The organism is Enterococcus sp. DIV0970a (genome assembly GCF_051711265.1).
GTDB lineage: Bacteria > Bacillota > Bacilli > Lactobacillales > Enterococcaceae > Enterococcus_D > Enterococcus_D casseliflavus.
The window spans coordinates 1,039,666-1,054,750 of sequence record NZ_JBIOMF010000001.1 but is presented as its reverse complement, the minus strand read 5'-3'; the positions used below and the strand labels follow the sequence as shown (position 1 = coordinate 1,054,750).

At 42.5% G+C, this 15,085-nt stretch carries 13 protein-coding genes; 5 read left to right on the top strand and 8 right to left on the bottom strand.

Translation table 11 applies throughout. The features are described from left to right. Nucleotides 1–51 precede the first annotated feature (51 nt). Genes rsmA through IGK14_RS04960 form a run of 3 tightly spaced genes read right to left on the bottom strand, consistent with a single transcriptional unit; the run spans nucleotide 52 to nucleotide 2,271 of the window. On the bottom strand, nucleotides 52–939 hold the full coding sequence (gene rsmA, locus IGK14_RS04970; RefSeq protein ID WP_005225536.1) for a 16S rRNA (adenine(1518)-N(6)/adenine(1519)-N(6))-dimethyltransferase RsmA: 888 nt from the start codon (nucleotides 937–939) through the stop codon (nucleotides 52–54). Then, nucleotides 936–1,508 (bottom strand): ribonuclease M5, encoded by a 573-nt coding sequence (rnmV, locus tag IGK14_RS04965; RefSeq protein WP_034695433.1) that lies wholly within the window; start codon nucleotides 1,506–1,508, stop codon nucleotides 936–938. The genes rsmA and rnmV overlap by 4 nt, the downstream gene beginning before the upstream one ends. Beyond that, nucleotides 1,501–2,271, bottom strand: coding sequence for a TatD family hydrolase (locus tag IGK14_RS04960; RefSeq protein ID WP_010747799.1), 771 nt, complete (start codon nucleotides 2,269–2,271; stop codon nucleotides 1,501–1,503). The genes rnmV and IGK14_RS04960 overlap by 8 nt, the downstream gene beginning before the upstream one ends. 185 nt (nucleotides 2,272–2,456) lie before the next feature. Here IGK14_RS04960 and IGK14_RS04955 point away from each other — a divergent pair, with 185 nt between their 5' ends. The 3 genes from IGK14_RS04955 to IGK14_RS04945 all read left to right on the top strand — a co-directional run bounded on the left by IGK14_RS04955 (nucleotide 2,457) and on the right by IGK14_RS04945 (nucleotide 4,515). Then, on the top strand, nucleotides 2,457–3,173 hold the full coding sequence (locus IGK14_RS04955; protein WP_231472417.1) for a hypothetical protein: 717 nt from the start codon (nucleotides 2,457–2,459) through the stop codon (nucleotides 3,171–3,173). Between the two features lie 173 nt (nucleotides 3,174–3,346). Continuing rightward, complete coding sequence (locus IGK14_RS04950; RefSeq protein ID WP_010747797.1) at nucleotides 3,347–4,207, top strand: metallophosphoesterase; 861 nt, start codon at nucleotides 3,347–3,349, stop codon at nucleotides 4,205–4,207. A gap of 134 nt (nucleotides 4,208–4,341) precedes the next feature. Beyond that, nucleotides 4,342–4,515: a hypothetical protein gene (locus IGK14_RS04945; RefSeq protein ID WP_010747796.1), complete on the top strand. Its 174-nt coding sequence runs from the start codon at nucleotides 4,342–4,344 to the stop codon at nucleotides 4,513–4,515. A 28-nt stretch (nucleotides 4,516–4,543) separates the two neighbouring features. On the opposite strand, the gene IGK14_RS04940 is transcribed toward IGK14_RS04945, so the two are convergent. After that, nucleotides 4,544–6,301, bottom strand: a complete 1,758-nt coding sequence (locus tag IGK14_RS04940; protein WP_005225531.1) for a metal ABC transporter permease subunit — start codon at nucleotides 6,299–6,301, stop codon at nucleotides 4,544–4,546. 321 nt (nucleotides 6,302–6,622) lie between these two features. Between IGK14_RS04940 and IGK14_RS04935 the strand changes: the two genes are divergently transcribed. Then, nucleotides 6,623–7,810 carry an IS110 family transposase gene (locus tag IGK14_RS04935; RefSeq protein WP_069001973.1) on the top strand — a complete coding sequence of 396 codons (1,188 nt, stop codon included), beginning with the start codon at nucleotides 6,623–6,625 and terminating at the stop codon, nucleotides 7,808–7,810. Between the two features lie 118 nt (nucleotides 7,811–7,928). Here IGK14_RS04935 and IGK14_RS04930 read toward each other — a convergent pair whose 3' ends face one another. After that, nucleotides 7,929–8,645 carry a metal ABC transporter ATP-binding protein gene (locus IGK14_RS04930; protein ID WP_369907753.1) on the bottom strand — a complete coding sequence of 239 codons (717 nt, stop codon included), beginning with the start codon at nucleotides 8,643–8,645 and terminating at the stop codon, nucleotides 7,929–7,931. Nucleotides 8,646–9,218: 573 nt separating this feature from the next. Here IGK14_RS04930 and IGK14_RS04925 point away from each other — a divergent pair. Next, entirely contained in the window at nucleotides 9,219–10,733 is a 1,515-nt protein-coding gene (locus IGK14_RS04925) for a flavocytochrome c (protein ID WP_010747793.1), read from the top strand. 84 nt (nucleotides 10,734–10,817) lie between these two features. On the opposite strand, the gene IGK14_RS04920 is transcribed toward IGK14_RS04925, so the two are convergent. The 3 genes from IGK14_RS04920 to IGK14_RS04910 are packed head-to-tail and all read right to left on the bottom strand — an operon-like array spanning nucleotide 10,818 to nucleotide 14,987. Beyond that, nucleotides 10,818–12,884, bottom strand: a complete 2,067-nt coding sequence (locus IGK14_RS04920; RefSeq protein WP_249850504.1) for a beta-galactosidase — start codon at nucleotides 12,882–12,884, stop codon at nucleotides 10,818–10,820. Between the two features lie 9 nt (nucleotides 12,885–12,893). After that, nucleotides 12,894–13,748, bottom strand: coding sequence for a sugar ABC transporter permease (locus IGK14_RS04915; RefSeq protein WP_010747791.1), 855 nt, complete (start codon nucleotides 13,746–13,748; stop codon nucleotides 12,894–12,896). Between the two features lie 3 nt (nucleotides 13,749–13,751). Beyond that, the gene (locus IGK14_RS04910) at nucleotides 13,752–14,987 is read right to left on the bottom strand and encodes a carbohydrate ABC transporter permease (protein WP_016608233.1); all 1,236 of its coding nucleotides are present in this window, start codon (nucleotides 14,985–14,987) and stop codon (nucleotides 13,752–13,754) included. Nucleotides 14,988–15,085 lie beyond the last annotated feature (98 nt).

The following is a 15,085-nucleotide window of genomic DNA, read 5'->3' as shown; positions in this document are numbered from 1 at the left end:
GTCAAGACACAAAAAAAACGAATGTTTATTCAACATCCGTTTTTATTGAAGTTATCCTTTACGCGCTTGCATTTCATTGCTTAATTTGGCAAATTCCGCTAACGACAGCGTTTCTCCACGTCGTTTCGGATCGATCCCACTTGCTTCTAAGCTGTCTGCCAACCACTGTTTGGTTGTTTCATCTTTTCCATAGCTATTTTGCAAATTGTTCCAAAGGGTTTTACGACGCAGCTGAAAGGCTGCTTTCGTTAATTTGAAAAACTCTTTTTCATCGGTGACTGCGACTGCTGGTTGTGATCGACGCGTCAATTTCAAAATAGCCGAATCAACATTCGGTTGGGGCACAAAAACGGTTTTCGGGACGATGAATGCCAGTTTTGCTTCCATGTAGTATTGCACAGCGATCGACAACGAGCCATAGGCTTTAGTCCCGGGAACTGCTGAGATTCGATCTGCCACTTCTTTTTGCATCATCACGACCATTTCATCTACTTTTACCTGAGACTCTAAAAAGTGCATCATAATTGGCGTAGTGATGTAGTAGGGCAAATTTGCGACAACTTTTAATGAAGCAGCCGTATCGCTGAATGCTGACTGAATGGTCGTTGCCAGATCTGCTTGCAAGACATCTTGATGAATGATTTTCACATTTTGATATGGCTGCATTGTGTCGGCTAACACTGGGATCAACCGATCATCAATTTCAAACGCCAACACTTGCTTGGCATGTTTTGCCAACTGTTCGGTCAGCGCACCGATTCCAGGACCAACCTCAATGACGTTTGTCGTCTCGTCGATGCCTGCAGTTTCTACGATTTTCCGTAAAATATTCGGTTCTGTTAAGAAGTTTTGCCCTAAACTTTTTTTAAAGGTAAAGCCATGTTTCGCTAAAATCTCTTTGGTTCTTGAGGGGGTTGCTATATCCCGTTCTTCCTTCACAATTCTTCCTCCACTATTTTCATTGCTTCTGCCAATTCTGCATCGGTGATACGAAACATTGCCAGCCGCTTCTCTAATTGTTTGCCGTTCGTATAGCCGATGCGTAAAAGATCCCCCAACCGCTCTCGTTTCTCTTTCGCTCCAGCCCCTGCGATCAAGCCATACGCTAACAACTGTTGCCGATCAATGGTCCCCTCATTGACTTCATTTGAAGCAATCGGGGTTACGACTTTTCGCAAGGCTTCTTTCAACGCTTCATGGCTGGCGTGTTCCACGCCTAAACTGCCCTTGCTTTTCGGTGCTGCCTGACTGCGCGGTAAAAAGGCATGCTTGGCATCAGGAACGACTTCCATAATGATTTTGCGGATCTTTTCTCCCGAAAAATCGGGATCGGTAAACACGATGACCCCTCGTGTCTCTTGGGCGTGCTCGATTTGATCAAGGATCGTGTCATCGATCGCCGAACCGATCGTCTCGATGGTATCTACATCGAACACTTCTTGCAATCGGCGGGTGTCGTCTTTGCCTTCGACGACAATGATTTCTTCGATTTTCGGTTTACTAGTCATTGATCCTAAACAAGCGATGGGCATTTTTTGTCGTGTAGGCCGCAACATCAGCCACCGCTTCTTGCCGCAGCTCCGCGATTTTATCCACTACATAATGAGTATAGCCCGGTTCATTGCGCTTGCCACGATAAGGAACAGGGGCTAAATACGGCGCGTCAGTCTCAACGAGCAGCCGATCTTGTGGCACGACTTGCGCAGCTTCTTGTACCTCCTTCGCCTTTTTGAAGGTCACGACACCACTAAAGGAAATATACATTCCTAGGTCCAAGAACTTTTTCGCCCATTCGCCGTCCCCACTAAAGCTGTGCATGATGCCGCCGATCGTTTGGACTTTTTCATCCTTTAAAATCGCATAGGTATCTTCTAAGGCTTCACGGGTATGAATACTGATGGGCAGCTGATGTTCACGGGCGATCGCCATTTGCCGACGAAAGACCTTTTCTTGAACTTCCTTCGGATCCTCCATCCAGTGATAGTCTAAACCGATTTCACCTAGGGCAACGACTTTTGGTTGTTCCAAGCGCTCTTGCAAATAGGTTTCCACTTGTGGGGTATAAGAACCAGCTTCGGTTGGGTGCCAACCGATAATACTGTAAATGCCAGGATATTCTTTGCTTAATGCTAACGATTTTTCAATCGTTGGCTGATCGAAACCGACGACCGCCATCTCCGTTACTCCTAGTTCTTGCGCACGGGCGACCGTTTCGGGAATGTCTTCGTTAAACTGTTCTGCATTCAAATGTGTATGAGAATCAAAAATCATGAAATCTCCTCCTTAGTCCTTCTATACTCTAGCATATTTTGACGGTTTAAGAAACGAATCCTCTTCGCTTTTTTCAGCAGTTTAAGAAAACTTTCAGCAAGCAAAAAAAATCCGCCCAAAGTTGGAGGACGCCGAAGCTGATTTTCTCTATACTGAGGGTAACGAAATCGTATGGAGGTGGAAATATGGAACGATCAAAAATTGATCCCGGCCGCTTTTTTTCTGGCCAAAAAGCAGCCACGAAAGGCACGTTAAAACATCAATATCATTACTATCGGCAGCAAAATGCCCATCAAGCATTCAACAGCGATTTTCAGCGAAATTTCCAGCATGATTTCCCGAATTTTGCTACCTGGCTAAAATTGCAGCAGCAGACACCACAAAAGAATCAAACAGCGACTTTTTCTCACTGGTTATCGGTTGGTTTCTTCGGACTTTTGACAGCAGCAAGTTTTTCGCAACAGCTCTTATTCCTACTTTTTGTCTTTGTCTTAGCCGCTCTCGTCAAAGGACCTGGCATGATCGTATGGGGCATCGTGTATTCCTTCTTAGTTAGTCTGTTCCCGCCATTGGGTATCGTTCTTTCTGGCTTATTTTTCTTACTGACCCTGCGTCAATTAACCAAAAACGTCACTTTCGTTTTGACTGCATTGTACTTTTACGGCTATCCCTTTATCATCACAGCCCTCCAACACTTTACGAATTGGGACCCTCAATGGCTGTGGGTCGGCAGTATCGGTTTTGCCTTGATCAGTGGCCATTTTGTCTTAAAGCAAAACTATCCCTTTGCTTCAAGTAAAAGTCTCGCATGGGCGATCATCTCCGTCCCTTATGATTGTGTCATGGCTTTGATTCCCGTCAAACACAAAGCACGCTTTAAACGTTTGGTGAAAATCAAATAATTACGATCTAGGATACAAAAGTCGGCTATTATAGCCTCTTTTGTATCTTTTTTTCATGGAAGAAACAAACGAAATACGATGGATATTTTTTGTTATTTTTGCTTTCGCATGATTGCTTTTTTTGTAAGAATCTACTATGCTAGAAACTAGCAAATCAAAAAAGGAGCCACGCCATGTACACCCTCATTCTTATTGCATTCCTCCTTACGGGCTTGCTAGTTTACTCCTTTATTATTGAACCGCATCTTCTCAAACAACGGCACTACCTCATAAAAAAAGACAAGCGCACCGTCTTAGATATTTCAAAGGCTTACGATCTTTATCAAGCAGAAAGCAATCTCGTGATCGCCCATATCAGCGACCTTCATTTTTCTCGTTGGTACAAACCACGGCGAATGAATCGCATCATTCGATCAACGATCCAAAACAAGCCGGATCTGATCATCATCACGGGGGATCTGATCGATAATTATAAAAAATGGCCGCATCGTTCAACCAAGCGACTGATCGAAAAGCTGAAAAAATTGCAAGCGCCTCTGGGTAAGATCGCAGTTATGGGGAACCATGACCATTTGAATGACGGGCATTACTTTGTTAAGGAAATATACCAACATGCAGGGTTTACCTTACTTGATAATGAGTCGGTTTTTGGTTCTGATGACAAGACGTCGATGAATATTGTCGGTATCGATATAGAAAGTCCGAAAGTCAGTTTTACCTATGAAGCAACCTTAGCAGAATGGCAGCTGCTTTTGCTCCATGAACCCGATTATGTTTCTCGGATCACCAATCTGCCAAACTTCGACTTGATTCTTTCTGGCCATAGCCATGGCGGGCAGATTCGCTTGCCTTTTTATTATGCGAAAACCAAGGGCGCGTTGAAATATACCGATGGGCTCTACCTTTTAGGCAATGAGACCTTATTAAGTGTTTCCAGCGGGGTTGGTATGACCAAGATTCCCGCCCGACTCGGTGTCCCACCTGAGATCCTTTATTACCATTTAGAACCGCAACAGCAATTGAACGTTTCTTAACTGTTCATCGGTGCAATTGGGAAAAAATCAGCGACTCGTTTCAGCAAACGTTCGATTCGCTGATTTTCTTTTTTCGCCTACCGTGTTAAAATATACTAAATAAACACTTTTCAACAATTAGGAGGAACCAAAAAATGCTCATCTCGGGAACGCTTTGGTTTTTGATCGCCTTCTTCGCTTATACAGCCTATGTATACGGTCAGGGGTTGTACTTTCCTGTCATCGCTTTTCTTGCTGCTTTGATGGGCTGCGGATTTTATCTCTTTGCCTTTCTCCAGCACAAAAATACGACGAAAAAACATCCTTAGCCAGAACGAGCTAAGGATGTTTTTTGCATTATTGATTCAAGCCTTGATAAATCGTATCGAGATTCCACTTCATCATGTTATAGTAGCTGTCGCCTTCTTCTCCCGGCTCTGCAATCGAATCGGTAAAGACGGTTCCGAATATCGGAATACCTGCATCACGAGAAACACTTTGCATCGGACGAGTATTGACGCTGCTTTCGACAAACAAGGAAGCGACGGCTGAATTTTGCAGCTGATCCACTAAGTTCTTGATTTGCGCAGGGGTTCCTTCTTCTTCGGTATTGATTTCCCAGATATAGGCAGACGGTACACCGTAGGCTTTGGAGAAGTATTTGAAGGCTCCCTCACTGGTGACGATCAATTTCTTCTCTTCGGGAATCGATTGGAAGTTTTCCTTCGCTTGCTGATCCAGTTCTTCTAATGAAGCCAAGTAGCGTTCAAGGTTTTCTTCATAGAAAGAGCGATTGTCAGGGTCCTTTTCGCTCAAGCGTTGAGCAATGTTGCGGGCATAGATCATACCGTTTTCTAGATTTAACCAGGCATGAGGATCGGCTTTGCTGTGGTCTTCATCGTCAGAAAGATAAAGCACATCCACGCCATCACTGACGGCAAAGTAATCTTCATTTTCTACCTTATTGGCATTGTTCATCAATTTGGTAAACCAGCCATTGCCGCCAGTTTCTAGATTCAAGCCGTTGTAAAGGATAAGATCGGCATCGGTCGCTTTTCGAACATCTTCCACTAAAGGTTCATATTCATGGGGATCACGCCCCACTGGTACGATACTGTGAAGATCGATTCGATCACCGGCAATGTTTTCCGTAATATCAGCAATGATCGAATTGGTCGCTACTACTGAAAGTTTCCCTTCTGTTTGGGCCATCTGTCCGTTTTGCTGTGCCAAAAAGAAGCCACCAGCTACAGCTGCCGTTGCTAAAACCGCTGTCGCTGACCAGCGTTTGACTGGACTGGTCTTTTGTTTTGGTGAGAACAAAAAACCGATCACGAAAAAGGCTCCTGCGGTCAAAACGATACTTGATCCTGCGGCAATATTAAAGCTGTACCCGATAAACAAGCCAATAAATGAGGCGAAACCACCTAAAACCCCTGCGATGACCATCATATGCTTCAATTGTTTTGTATAAAGATAAGCTGTTGCTGCTGGAGTGACTAACAGAGCCACGATCAAGATCGTTCCGACGCTTTGCATCGCTGTCACTGAAACCAAAGTCAACAAGAACATCAATAAATAGTGATAGGCTTGCACTTTCATCCCAAAGGCCTTTGCCATCATCGGATCAAAAGACGTGATCAACAGTGGACGGAAGAAGAGGATGATCACTGCCAGCACAAGGATAGCGATAGCGATCGTCAGCCATTTGTCGCTGTCTTGCACCGCTAGCACATTCCCAAACAAAATGTGAAACAAATCAGTCGAACTATTTGCTACTCCAATCAAGATAACCCCTAAAGCTAGAAACGAACTAAAGGTGATACCGATCGCCGTATCGCTTTTGATCAAGCTGTTATTGGCGATATAGGTAATGATCATGGAAGCCAAGATCCCAAAGAAGATCGCCCCGACAAAAAAATGAACGCCGAAGATATAAGACAAGGCTACCCCTGGTAAGACCGCATGAGAGATTGCATCCCCCATCAAGGACATCCCTCGTAAGATAATAAAACAACCGATCACCCCTGCGACGATCCCGATCGCGACTGCCGTGATCAAGGCATTTTGCAAGAAATGATAGTTACTTAAACTCGTAAAAAAGCTTGTCAACATGTTAAACGCCTCCTTGTATATTAGAGTTAGGGTTTTAACCTTCCGGTTTTGATTGGATAACCTTATGAACCATCGTTATTTTAATTTGGTATTAACTCATTCATTTTGAGATAATATATTTATTGGATTGAGAGGCTATGCCGTTGCCTCCTTGAGTTTTGAAGCTCGTAATCGAAAGACTGGCACCTCTCTCTGATAAGTGGATTACGTATGAGTTAGATGTTGAAAGTTTTTGCTTTACTCCGTATCTCGTACAAGGTAGTGACGCTTTTCAGTTGAGCGGGTTTCAATCCAAAATATTTTTTTAGAAAGGTCAAATGTATGTACTTCTTAGGAATTGATATCGGCAAGCGAACTCACGTGGCTTCTTTAATGAGTGAAGAAGGTAAAGTGATCCTAAAAGGTTTTTCTTTCCCTAACACTACTGAAGGAGCTGATTCCCTGATTGAGCGGCTTTCAAAATATTCAGAGACTCCCGCTGACTTTATTGTCGGAATGGAAGCTACGGGTCATTATTGGCTCTCCATCTTTTCATACCTCCACGAATCAGACTTTTTGATTCACGTTGTGAATCCTCTTCAAACCGATGGCTGGCGCAAAGGAACAGAAATCAGAAAACGAAAAAATGATATTATTGATTCTGTTTTGATTGCTGACTTGATGCGTTATGGTTCCTTTGTAGAAACAGTATTGTCTGATGAAAATGTTTTTTCGTTAAAACAACTTTCACGTTACCGAACCTATTTAGTAGGTACCGCAAGCGACTTCAAACGAAAAATCATAGCTGTACTAGATCAAGTGTTTCCTGAATATGCATCAATTTTTTCTAAACAAGGTATTTTCGGAAAAGCGTCTAAAGAGTTATTGCTTGAGTTTAGTTCTCCTATAGAGCTAGAAGAAATTTCGGCAGAAACGTTGGCTCAATACTTAGCTGAGTTAAGCAGGAACCGAATAAAGCCAGAGAAAGCAGATCAATTGAAGCAAGCAGCTTCTAACTCCTTTGGAGTGAAATTTGCTCAAGAAGCTTTTACATTTCAATTACGCTCCATGATTGAACAATTGAAATTCATCGAAAGCCAAGTAAAAGAAACTGAAAAAGAAATTAAGCGCATAATGAGTAATTTAGACTCTGTTATTCTCACAATCCCTGGAATCGGCCCTATAAATGGCGCGACAATTCTTGGTGAAATTGGAGACATTCGCAAATTTTCTAATCCGAAAAAACTGGTTGCTTATGCTGGCATAGACGCGTCTGTGTCCCAATCTGGGCAATACGAAGCAACACATAATGTTATGAGCAAGCGTGGATCTCCATACTTACGAAAAGCCTTGTTTTCAGCTGCTCTAGTTGCTTCTCGATGTGATCCTGTTTTTCGCGCGTTTTATCAGAAAAAAATTTCTGAGGGAAAGCATCATCTGACGGCCTTAGGTGCTGTTTCTCGTAAGCTTTGTTATGTGATTCATGCTATTTTAACTAAAAATGAACCTTATAAGATTGTTTCCGATTAGCTATTGAACAATCAAAAAAATCTAATAGTGAAAGGTCTATTTGTTGTACTCATTTTTTGGACTTAACTGTTATAAAATATTTTTTTGATTTAGCTAATTTTCACTTGACTCTATATAGTTAGTCTTTCACGATGATCGCATCGCCAAATGTTTGCTTCAAATTGCTCTCGGTAAAGACTTCACTGACTGGTCCCGCAGCGATCAGGGTTTGATTGAGCAGAACCAAGTAATCAAAGTATTCGGTGATTTTCCCCAGATCATGGTGAACGATAAAAATCGTCTTGCCAGCATCTCGCAAGTTACGCAACAGGCCGACGATGATCGCTTCACTGGTGGCATCGATCCCTACAAAGGGCTCATCGAGGAAAATATAGTTGGCATCTTGCACCAACGTTCGAGCAATCAAGACCCGCTGAAACTGCCCGCCGGACAATTCCCCAATCTGACGTTCCGCAAAGGATTCCATTTCTACCGCTGCCAGAGCGGCTGTCACTTTCTGCCAATCGTTTGCCGACATCCTTTGGAACATGCCCATCTTAGGATACAACCCTAAAGATACGACTTCTTTGACTGTGATCGGAAACGTGTAATCAACCGCGGTCTTTTGTTCGACATAGGCAATTTCCTTTTGAAAGTCTTTTAACGCTTTTTTGTCGACACTCATGTTCCCACTGGAAGGGATCAATTTCAACGCCGCTTTAATCAGCGTCGACTTCCCCGCCCCATTTGGACCAATGATCCCTACGATCGACGGTTTTTCTACTTGAAACGACAAATCCGAGATCACTTGATGATCGCCATCATAGGCTGCGGATATTTCTGAAAAAGTAATCATTATTTTCACTCCATTTCCATAGTTAAGGATAGTTTATTTATTTTTTAGGTAGACCTAACTTATTTTTATTATACAAGAAAGGATTTGTTTTGCAAGACAGTTCTCTTGATTTTTTTAAGAAACACCGCAGTTTCTTGGCAATGACTCTTGAAAACTAAGATTCTATCTTTATTTATTGAGTAAAAGTTGGTGCCCACAAACACGGATGCCATCAATTTCTCTCTATCTTTTGAGCGCAAAGCATTCGATTTATTCTTAATAAAAGAGATCATTCCTCGGCACCTCAGTGACGTACGTTTTTTCAATAACAGAAGAGAGGCGAATCAAAGCCTCTTCGCTTTCTCCCTTCATGATGAATACCAAACAAATCAAAGAATCAATAATTCTTCTATTTCCATAAATTCACGAATTCACTCTTTTTTATGATGACCAAGAAACCCTTTCATCTCGACTAAAACGCTTTATAAATTAAACTTTTCTAATTATTATGTGATTTTTCGAACAAAAGCTAAAAATAACATGACAACTATGTTAGTCTTTGATTTGGAAAAAGTTTTAGGAGGAATAAAAACAATGAAGAAAATTTTCCAAACACTATTAGTCCTAACCTCGTTAGCAACTTTGAGTGCTTGTGGCGCTGATTCACAAACAAGCAGCAGCTCAAGTACTGGTTCATCTGCTAATGAAGAAACAGATGCAACTTCTGCTGCATCTGGTCAAGAATACACAGACCCTAGCGAACTTGCAGACAGCTACGATGTCGTGATCGTCGGTGCAGGTGGCGCTGGAATGGCCGCTGCGATCCAAGCAAAAGAAGCTGGCGCAAACCCAGTTATTTTAGAAAAAATGCCAATTTCTGGTGGGAATACATTGAAATCTTCTGCAGGAATGAACGCTTCAGAAACCAAATTCCAAGAAGCAGAAGGCATCGAAGATTCAAACGATTTATTTTATGAAGAAACATTAGCTGGTGGTCACAACACCAATGATGAAGAATTGTTGCGCTACTTTGTGGATCATTCAGCAGAAGCAATCGATTGGTTAGATTCCATGGGTATCACTTTAGACAACTTAACAACGACTGGCGGGATGAGTGAAAAAAGGACGCACCGTCCATCGGATGGTTCTGCTGTTGGGGAATACTTAGTTGATGGCTTGATGCGCAACATCCATGAATTGGAAATCCCAATTTTTGTGAATGCCGATGTCAAAGAAATCAATGAAGAAGATGGTCAAGTCAACGGGGTGACCGTTGAAGTAGAAGGAACCGAACAAACCATTGATGCCAAAGCAGTTGTCGTTACAACAGGCGGTTTCGGTGCCAATTTCGACATGATCACCGAATACAAACCAGAATTGGCAGACTACGTGACAACGAACCAAGAGGGTTCGACTGGTGATGGGATCAAAATGATCGAAGCATTAGGTGGACAAACGGTTGATTTAGAGCAAATCCAAATCCACCCAACAGTGGATCAGTCTAAATCACTGTTGATCACTGAAGCTGTCCGTGGAGAAGGCGCGATCTTGGTCAATCAAGAAGGCGAACGGTTCTTCAATGAAATGGAAACACGAGACAAAGTCTCTGAAGCGATCATTGCCCTACCTGAAAAATCAGCAACGTTAGTTTTTGATGCAGGTGTCAAAGAACGCGTGACAGCCATTGATTTTTACGAGCAACAAGGGTTAGTCAAATCCGCTGACACGATCGAAGAATTAGCAAAAGAATTGGACATGCCAGAAGCAGCGCTTGCTGAAACGATCGCTACGTGGAACAGCAGTGTAGCTGCTGGTGAAGACGAAGCCTTTGGACGCAGCACAGCAATGGACAACGATTTGTCAACAGGACCTTACTATGCCATTGCCATCGCACCTGGTATCCACCACACGATGGGCGGCGTGAAGATCAACACCAACACAGAAGTGATCGCTACGGATAACGAGATCATTCCAGGTCTTTTTGCAGCCGGTGAAGTAACTGGTGGGTTGCATGGTGAAAACCGAATTGGCGGTAATGCCGTTGCCGATATCATCATCTTCGGACGCCAAGCAGGAACAAAAGCTGCCGAATTTGCGCAAGAAAATTAAAACACTCTCTATAAAAAAGAAGTACTTACGTTTTTTTTCATCAACGTAAGTACTTCTTTTTTCATATAATTGACACAATAGTCTTTATTGATCTGGTGCTGTCACTTTGATAATCTGCACCTCATAAGGCGCCAACTGAAGCTTTTGGTTTGTCGTTTTTCCAGTAAGCAAATCGATTCCTGAAGTTGCTACCTCTACTTCTTGATTTTCTTCGGAAAAATTCATCACAAAATAATAGGTAGTCGGAGTAAGCTGCTCTTGCTGACTTTCTCTACTTTGGATCGACACGTTCGTTGAACCTTGACGGACCCACTCATTTTGTATGCGAAGCTGTTGTGTTACTTCTTGATAGAAGTCTTCCAAAAAGGCTTGATCCGTCCGTCCCCCAAGATAGTAGGCACTTCCTTCACCATAAACATTTACGGTCACTGCAGCTTGACCTTGATAAAAATCAGCACCGTAGACCCCTAACGTTTGGGCAGTGTTTGTTTGAACAACACTACAATAATCATGAATTTGGTACTGCTGCTCCTTCATTAAAAGCAGATTTTTTTGTTTCGGATATAACGTATCGATTTCTTTCACAGACACACCAAACAGTTCTTCTAACTCTTGGGGCCAGCCCCCTAAATAGGTCAAGTCCGTTTCATTCACGATCCCCGTCAAATAAGTGGAAACCAGCGTCCCGCCATTGTTCGTATACTGTTGAAACTTTTTCATAGTTTCTTTTGGTAAAAGGTAAAGCATCGGAGCGATGATCAATTGGTAAGAGTTAAAGTCATGGTCTTTCGTGATGACATCAACCGCGATGTCATGATCCCAAAAATAGCGATAATGCTCTTGCAACGTTTGTGGGTAGCGTTTGCTCTCCAAACCAAAACCTTGCGCATCATTGAGCGCCCAATTGTTATCCCAATCATAGATGATCGCCACTTTGGCTTTTTTGTGCAATCCTTTGACTTCTTTGATTTCTTCTAAGGCTTTTCCCACTTCTGCTACATCTTGAAAAACACGATTCTGTTCGTCGTTGTCATGGTCCACGACGGCCCCATGGAACTTCTCAGATGAGCCTCGAGATTTTCGCCATTGGAAATAAAGATTACTATCTGAACCGTGAGCAATAAATTGCATAGAAGACAACAGATGCATCCCGGGGCGTTTCGTGCGATTGACTGGATGCCAATTCACACCACTAGGGGTTGATTCCATGATCAAAAAAGGTTGCTTTTTCAAGCTACGGTACTGATCATTGATAAACCCAACCTTACTTGCCAAATCAGCGGTCGTTCCCCAATCATTATGCCAAGCAGGATAACAATCCCAACTAATGACATCTACATGCTGGGCAAATTTTCCATAATCAAGGCTATAAAAGGGAATCAAATCTCGGGTATCTGCCATGAAATTCGTTGTGATCGGTACATCTGGAGACAAACGACGAATGTCTTTGATCTCATGTTCATAGAAATCAATGGTCTGATCGGTCACAAAACGATGCCAGTCTAGATTTAGTCCATGAACTTGCATTTCGCCGATCGGTGAAGGAGATTCGATTTGCGACCAATCGGTGATCGTATGGCTCCAGAAAGGTCCCCACCAGGCCTCATTCAAGGCTGCTAATGTTTGGTACTTCTGCTTGACCCACTGACGAAAGTTTTCTTGGCAAATGGGACAATGACAATCTCCAGAATACTCATTGGAAATATGCCACATCAATAGTGCTGGGTGATCGTGGTAGCGTTCAGCTAATTTCCGATTGATGATCGCCACTTTCTCACGATAGATTGGTGAAGAAAAGCAGTGATTGTGACGCCCGCCGTGTAACATTTTTTCCCGTTTTTCATTGGTTCGTAGAACTTCAGGGTATGCTTTAGACAACCAGGCAGGACGCGCGCCGCTTGGCGTCGCTAAAATGACGTTGCTGTTTCGTTCGGCTAGCTCATCCATGATTTTGTCTAACCATTCAAATTGAAACACCCCTTCTGCTGGCTCTAAGGCACTCCAAGCAAAAATACCAAGGGAAAATGTATTAGCATGAGCTTTTTCCATTAGTTCTAAATCTTTAGCTAAGATCTCGGGATAATTTAGCCACTGGTCAGGATTATAATCCCCACCATGTAAAAAGCGTTCTTCTAAGTTATATCTTGTCATCTTCTCTTCCTATCCTTTTGTGCCACCAGCGGTCAAACCGGAGACAAAATGTTTTTGTAATGCAATAAAGACGAGCGCGATCGGAATACTGATCAAAATAGCCCCTGCCGCAAAAGTTGTATAGCTGGCTCCCATTTTATCCGTGACTAATTTGTATAACCCGATGGGTAATGTATAGTACTCAGGATTACGTAAAATCACAGAAGACAGGGCAAAGTCTCCAAGTGGTCCAGTAAAGCCATTCATGGCAACGACTGCCAGCATGGGTCGTGATAAAGGAATCAAAATTTGCCAGAATATTCGCGTATTGCTTGCGCCATCTATCTTGGCACTCTCGTCTAAATCTAACGGGATCGAGTCAAAATACCCTTTCAATAAGTACGTGTTCATGGGAATCTGGCCCCCAACGTAAATCAAGATCAGCAACCAATGGCTATTGATCAAGCCGAGCATTTGCGCCAATACAAAAATTGCGATCAAGGCAGAGAACTGCGGGATCATTTGTAGTAGTAAGAACAGCATCAACCCATTTTTACGGCCTGTAAAACGAAATCGTGAAAAGGAATACGCCGTCATGGAGACAAAAATCAGTGACAAGAACATGGTGCATACACTGATTTTTAATGAATTCAAATACCATTGACTATAATAAAGCGAGTTGTCACCAGCAAACAATTTCGTGTAGTGACTTAATGTCGGACTCGTCGGAATCAAACTCGTACTTACTAAACTGTTCCCAGGATTAAAACTAGCACCGATCGTCCAAAGTAAAGGGTAGACGATCACTACTACCGTAAAAATCAGTACGAGATACGTCAAGGATAGGCGGACAAATTTTTGTTTCTTCATACTTGCTGCCTTCATATCTTATCCAACCTCCTTGAATGAATTTGTTCGGCGGAATTGCCATAAAGCAATCGCGATCACGACGATCGATAAGAGAATCGTCAACGCTGCTGCCAGTGCATATTGACTATTTTGCATCGTTAGCTTATAGATCCACGAAACCAAAATATCGGTACCACCAGCGGTCGAACCAGGAACTGCTGGTCCACCAGAATTAAACAGATAAATGATATTGAAATTGTTGAAGTTAAACGTATATTGCGTAATCAAAATCGGTGCCATTGCATAAAGCAATAATGGCAATGTGATTCGGCGGAATTTTTGTAAAGCTGAAGCACCATCGATGGTCGCCGCCTCATACAAATCATCAGGAATGGATTGCAGCGTTCCTGTAGTCACGATAAAAATATACGGAAAGCCTAGCCAGCCTTGAATCAGTAGCAAAGCTAAGCGGGTCCAATTCGCACTCGTTAGCCAAGGAATCGGTGAAATCTGGAAGAAATTCAAAATCGAATGATTGATCGCACCAAAGGAATCATTGAACATTCCTGAAAACACCAAAATCGTAACAAATCCCGGAACTGCCCATGGGAGGATCAAAATCGTTCGAAAGAACTTTTTGAGTCGTAATTCTTTTTGATGCACCAGCACCGCTAAAAATATTCCGATAGAAACTTGTAACGTTGAGGCGATCAAGGTCCAGATAACTGTCCAGCCCAGAACATTGAAGAAGGTACTACGCCAAATATCGACAGTAAAAATCTTCTTAAAGGTCTCTAATCCCACCCAATCTGCTAAATTGGCAGGTGCAGAATGATACAGATCATAGTTCGTAAAAGCTAACGCGATACTAAAGAGAATCGGAAAAATAACAGAAAACACGAGTAAGAAAAATGCTGGGCTACTCATTAAATAAGGATAGCCTTCTCTTAATAGTGCCTGGTAGCTTTCACGGATAGAGTTGACTGGTAGCTCATTGTCTCTTAATTCACCGTTTTTATAGGCATCACGGATGTTTAAATAATAGAACAACAGACCAAAACCGATGACGATCAAGGCAACTAATCCTTCTGCTAATAAAAAGATGGAATTGTCTCTCGGCACTTCCACGCCTAATGTCACGATGCCCCAAAGTCCCATATTAAATAAATCTTTAAAGACGACAAGATACATAGCAAAAAAGAAGAAAAATAAAGCGCCTTTGATTTTTTGCCGATTATAAAATTGACCGAATCCTGGTATGATCGAGAATAGCATTGCTCGTTTTGCATACGACTGCGTGTTTTTCACATTTTCGCCCCCTGTAAGAAAAAGCCGCTGACAAACGTTTCGTTCGGCCTTACTTGATTCCTAGT

Excerpts from the sequence above, each read along its gene's own strand:
- rnmV (WP_034695433.1), bottom strand. The coding sequence starts at position 1,508 with ATGACTAGTAAACCGAAAATCGAAGAAATCATTGTCGTCGAAGGCAAA.
- IGK14_RS04940 (WP_005225531.1), bottom strand. The coding sequence starts at position 6,301 with ATGTTGACAAGCTTTTTTACGAGTTTAAGTAACTATCATTTCTTGCAA.
- IGK14_RS04915 (WP_010747791.1), bottom strand. The coding sequence starts at position 13,748 with ATGAAGGCAGCAAGTATGAAGAAACAAAAATTTGTCCGCCTATCCTTG.
- IGK14_RS04945 (WP_010747796.1), top strand. The coding sequence starts at position 4,342 with ATGCTCATCTCGGGAACGCTTTGGTTTTTGATCGCCTTCTTCGCTTAT.
- IGK14_RS04950 (WP_010747797.1), top strand. The coding sequence starts at position 3,347 with ATGTACACCCTCATTCTTATTGCATTCCTCCTTACGGGCTTGCTAGTT.
- IGK14_RS04935 (WP_069001973.1), top strand. The coding sequence starts at position 6,623 with ATGTACTTCTTAGGAATTGATATCGGCAAGCGAACTCACGTGGCTTCT.
- IGK14_RS04920 (WP_249850504.1), bottom strand. The coding sequence starts at position 12,884 with ATGACAAGATATAACTTAGAAGAACGCTTTTTACATGGTGGGGATTAT.
- IGK14_RS04930 (WP_369907753.1), bottom strand. The coding sequence starts at position 8,645 with ATGATTACTTTTTCAGAAATATCCGCAGCCTATGATGGCGATCATCAA.
- IGK14_RS04925 (WP_010747793.1), top strand. The coding sequence starts at position 9,219 with ATGAAGAAAATTTTCCAAACACTATTAGTCCTAACCTCGTTAGCAACT.
- IGK14_RS04960 (WP_010747799.1), bottom strand. The coding sequence starts at position 2,271 with ATGATTTTTGATTCTCATACACATTTGAATGCAGAACAGTTTAACGAA.
- IGK14_RS04910 (WP_016608233.1), bottom strand. The coding sequence starts at position 14,987 with ATGCTATTCTCGATCATACCAGGATTCGGTCAATTTTATAATCGGCAA.
- IGK14_RS04955 (WP_231472417.1), top strand. The coding sequence starts at position 2,457 with ATGGAACGATCAAAAATTGATCCCGGCCGCTTTTTTTCTGGCCAAAAA.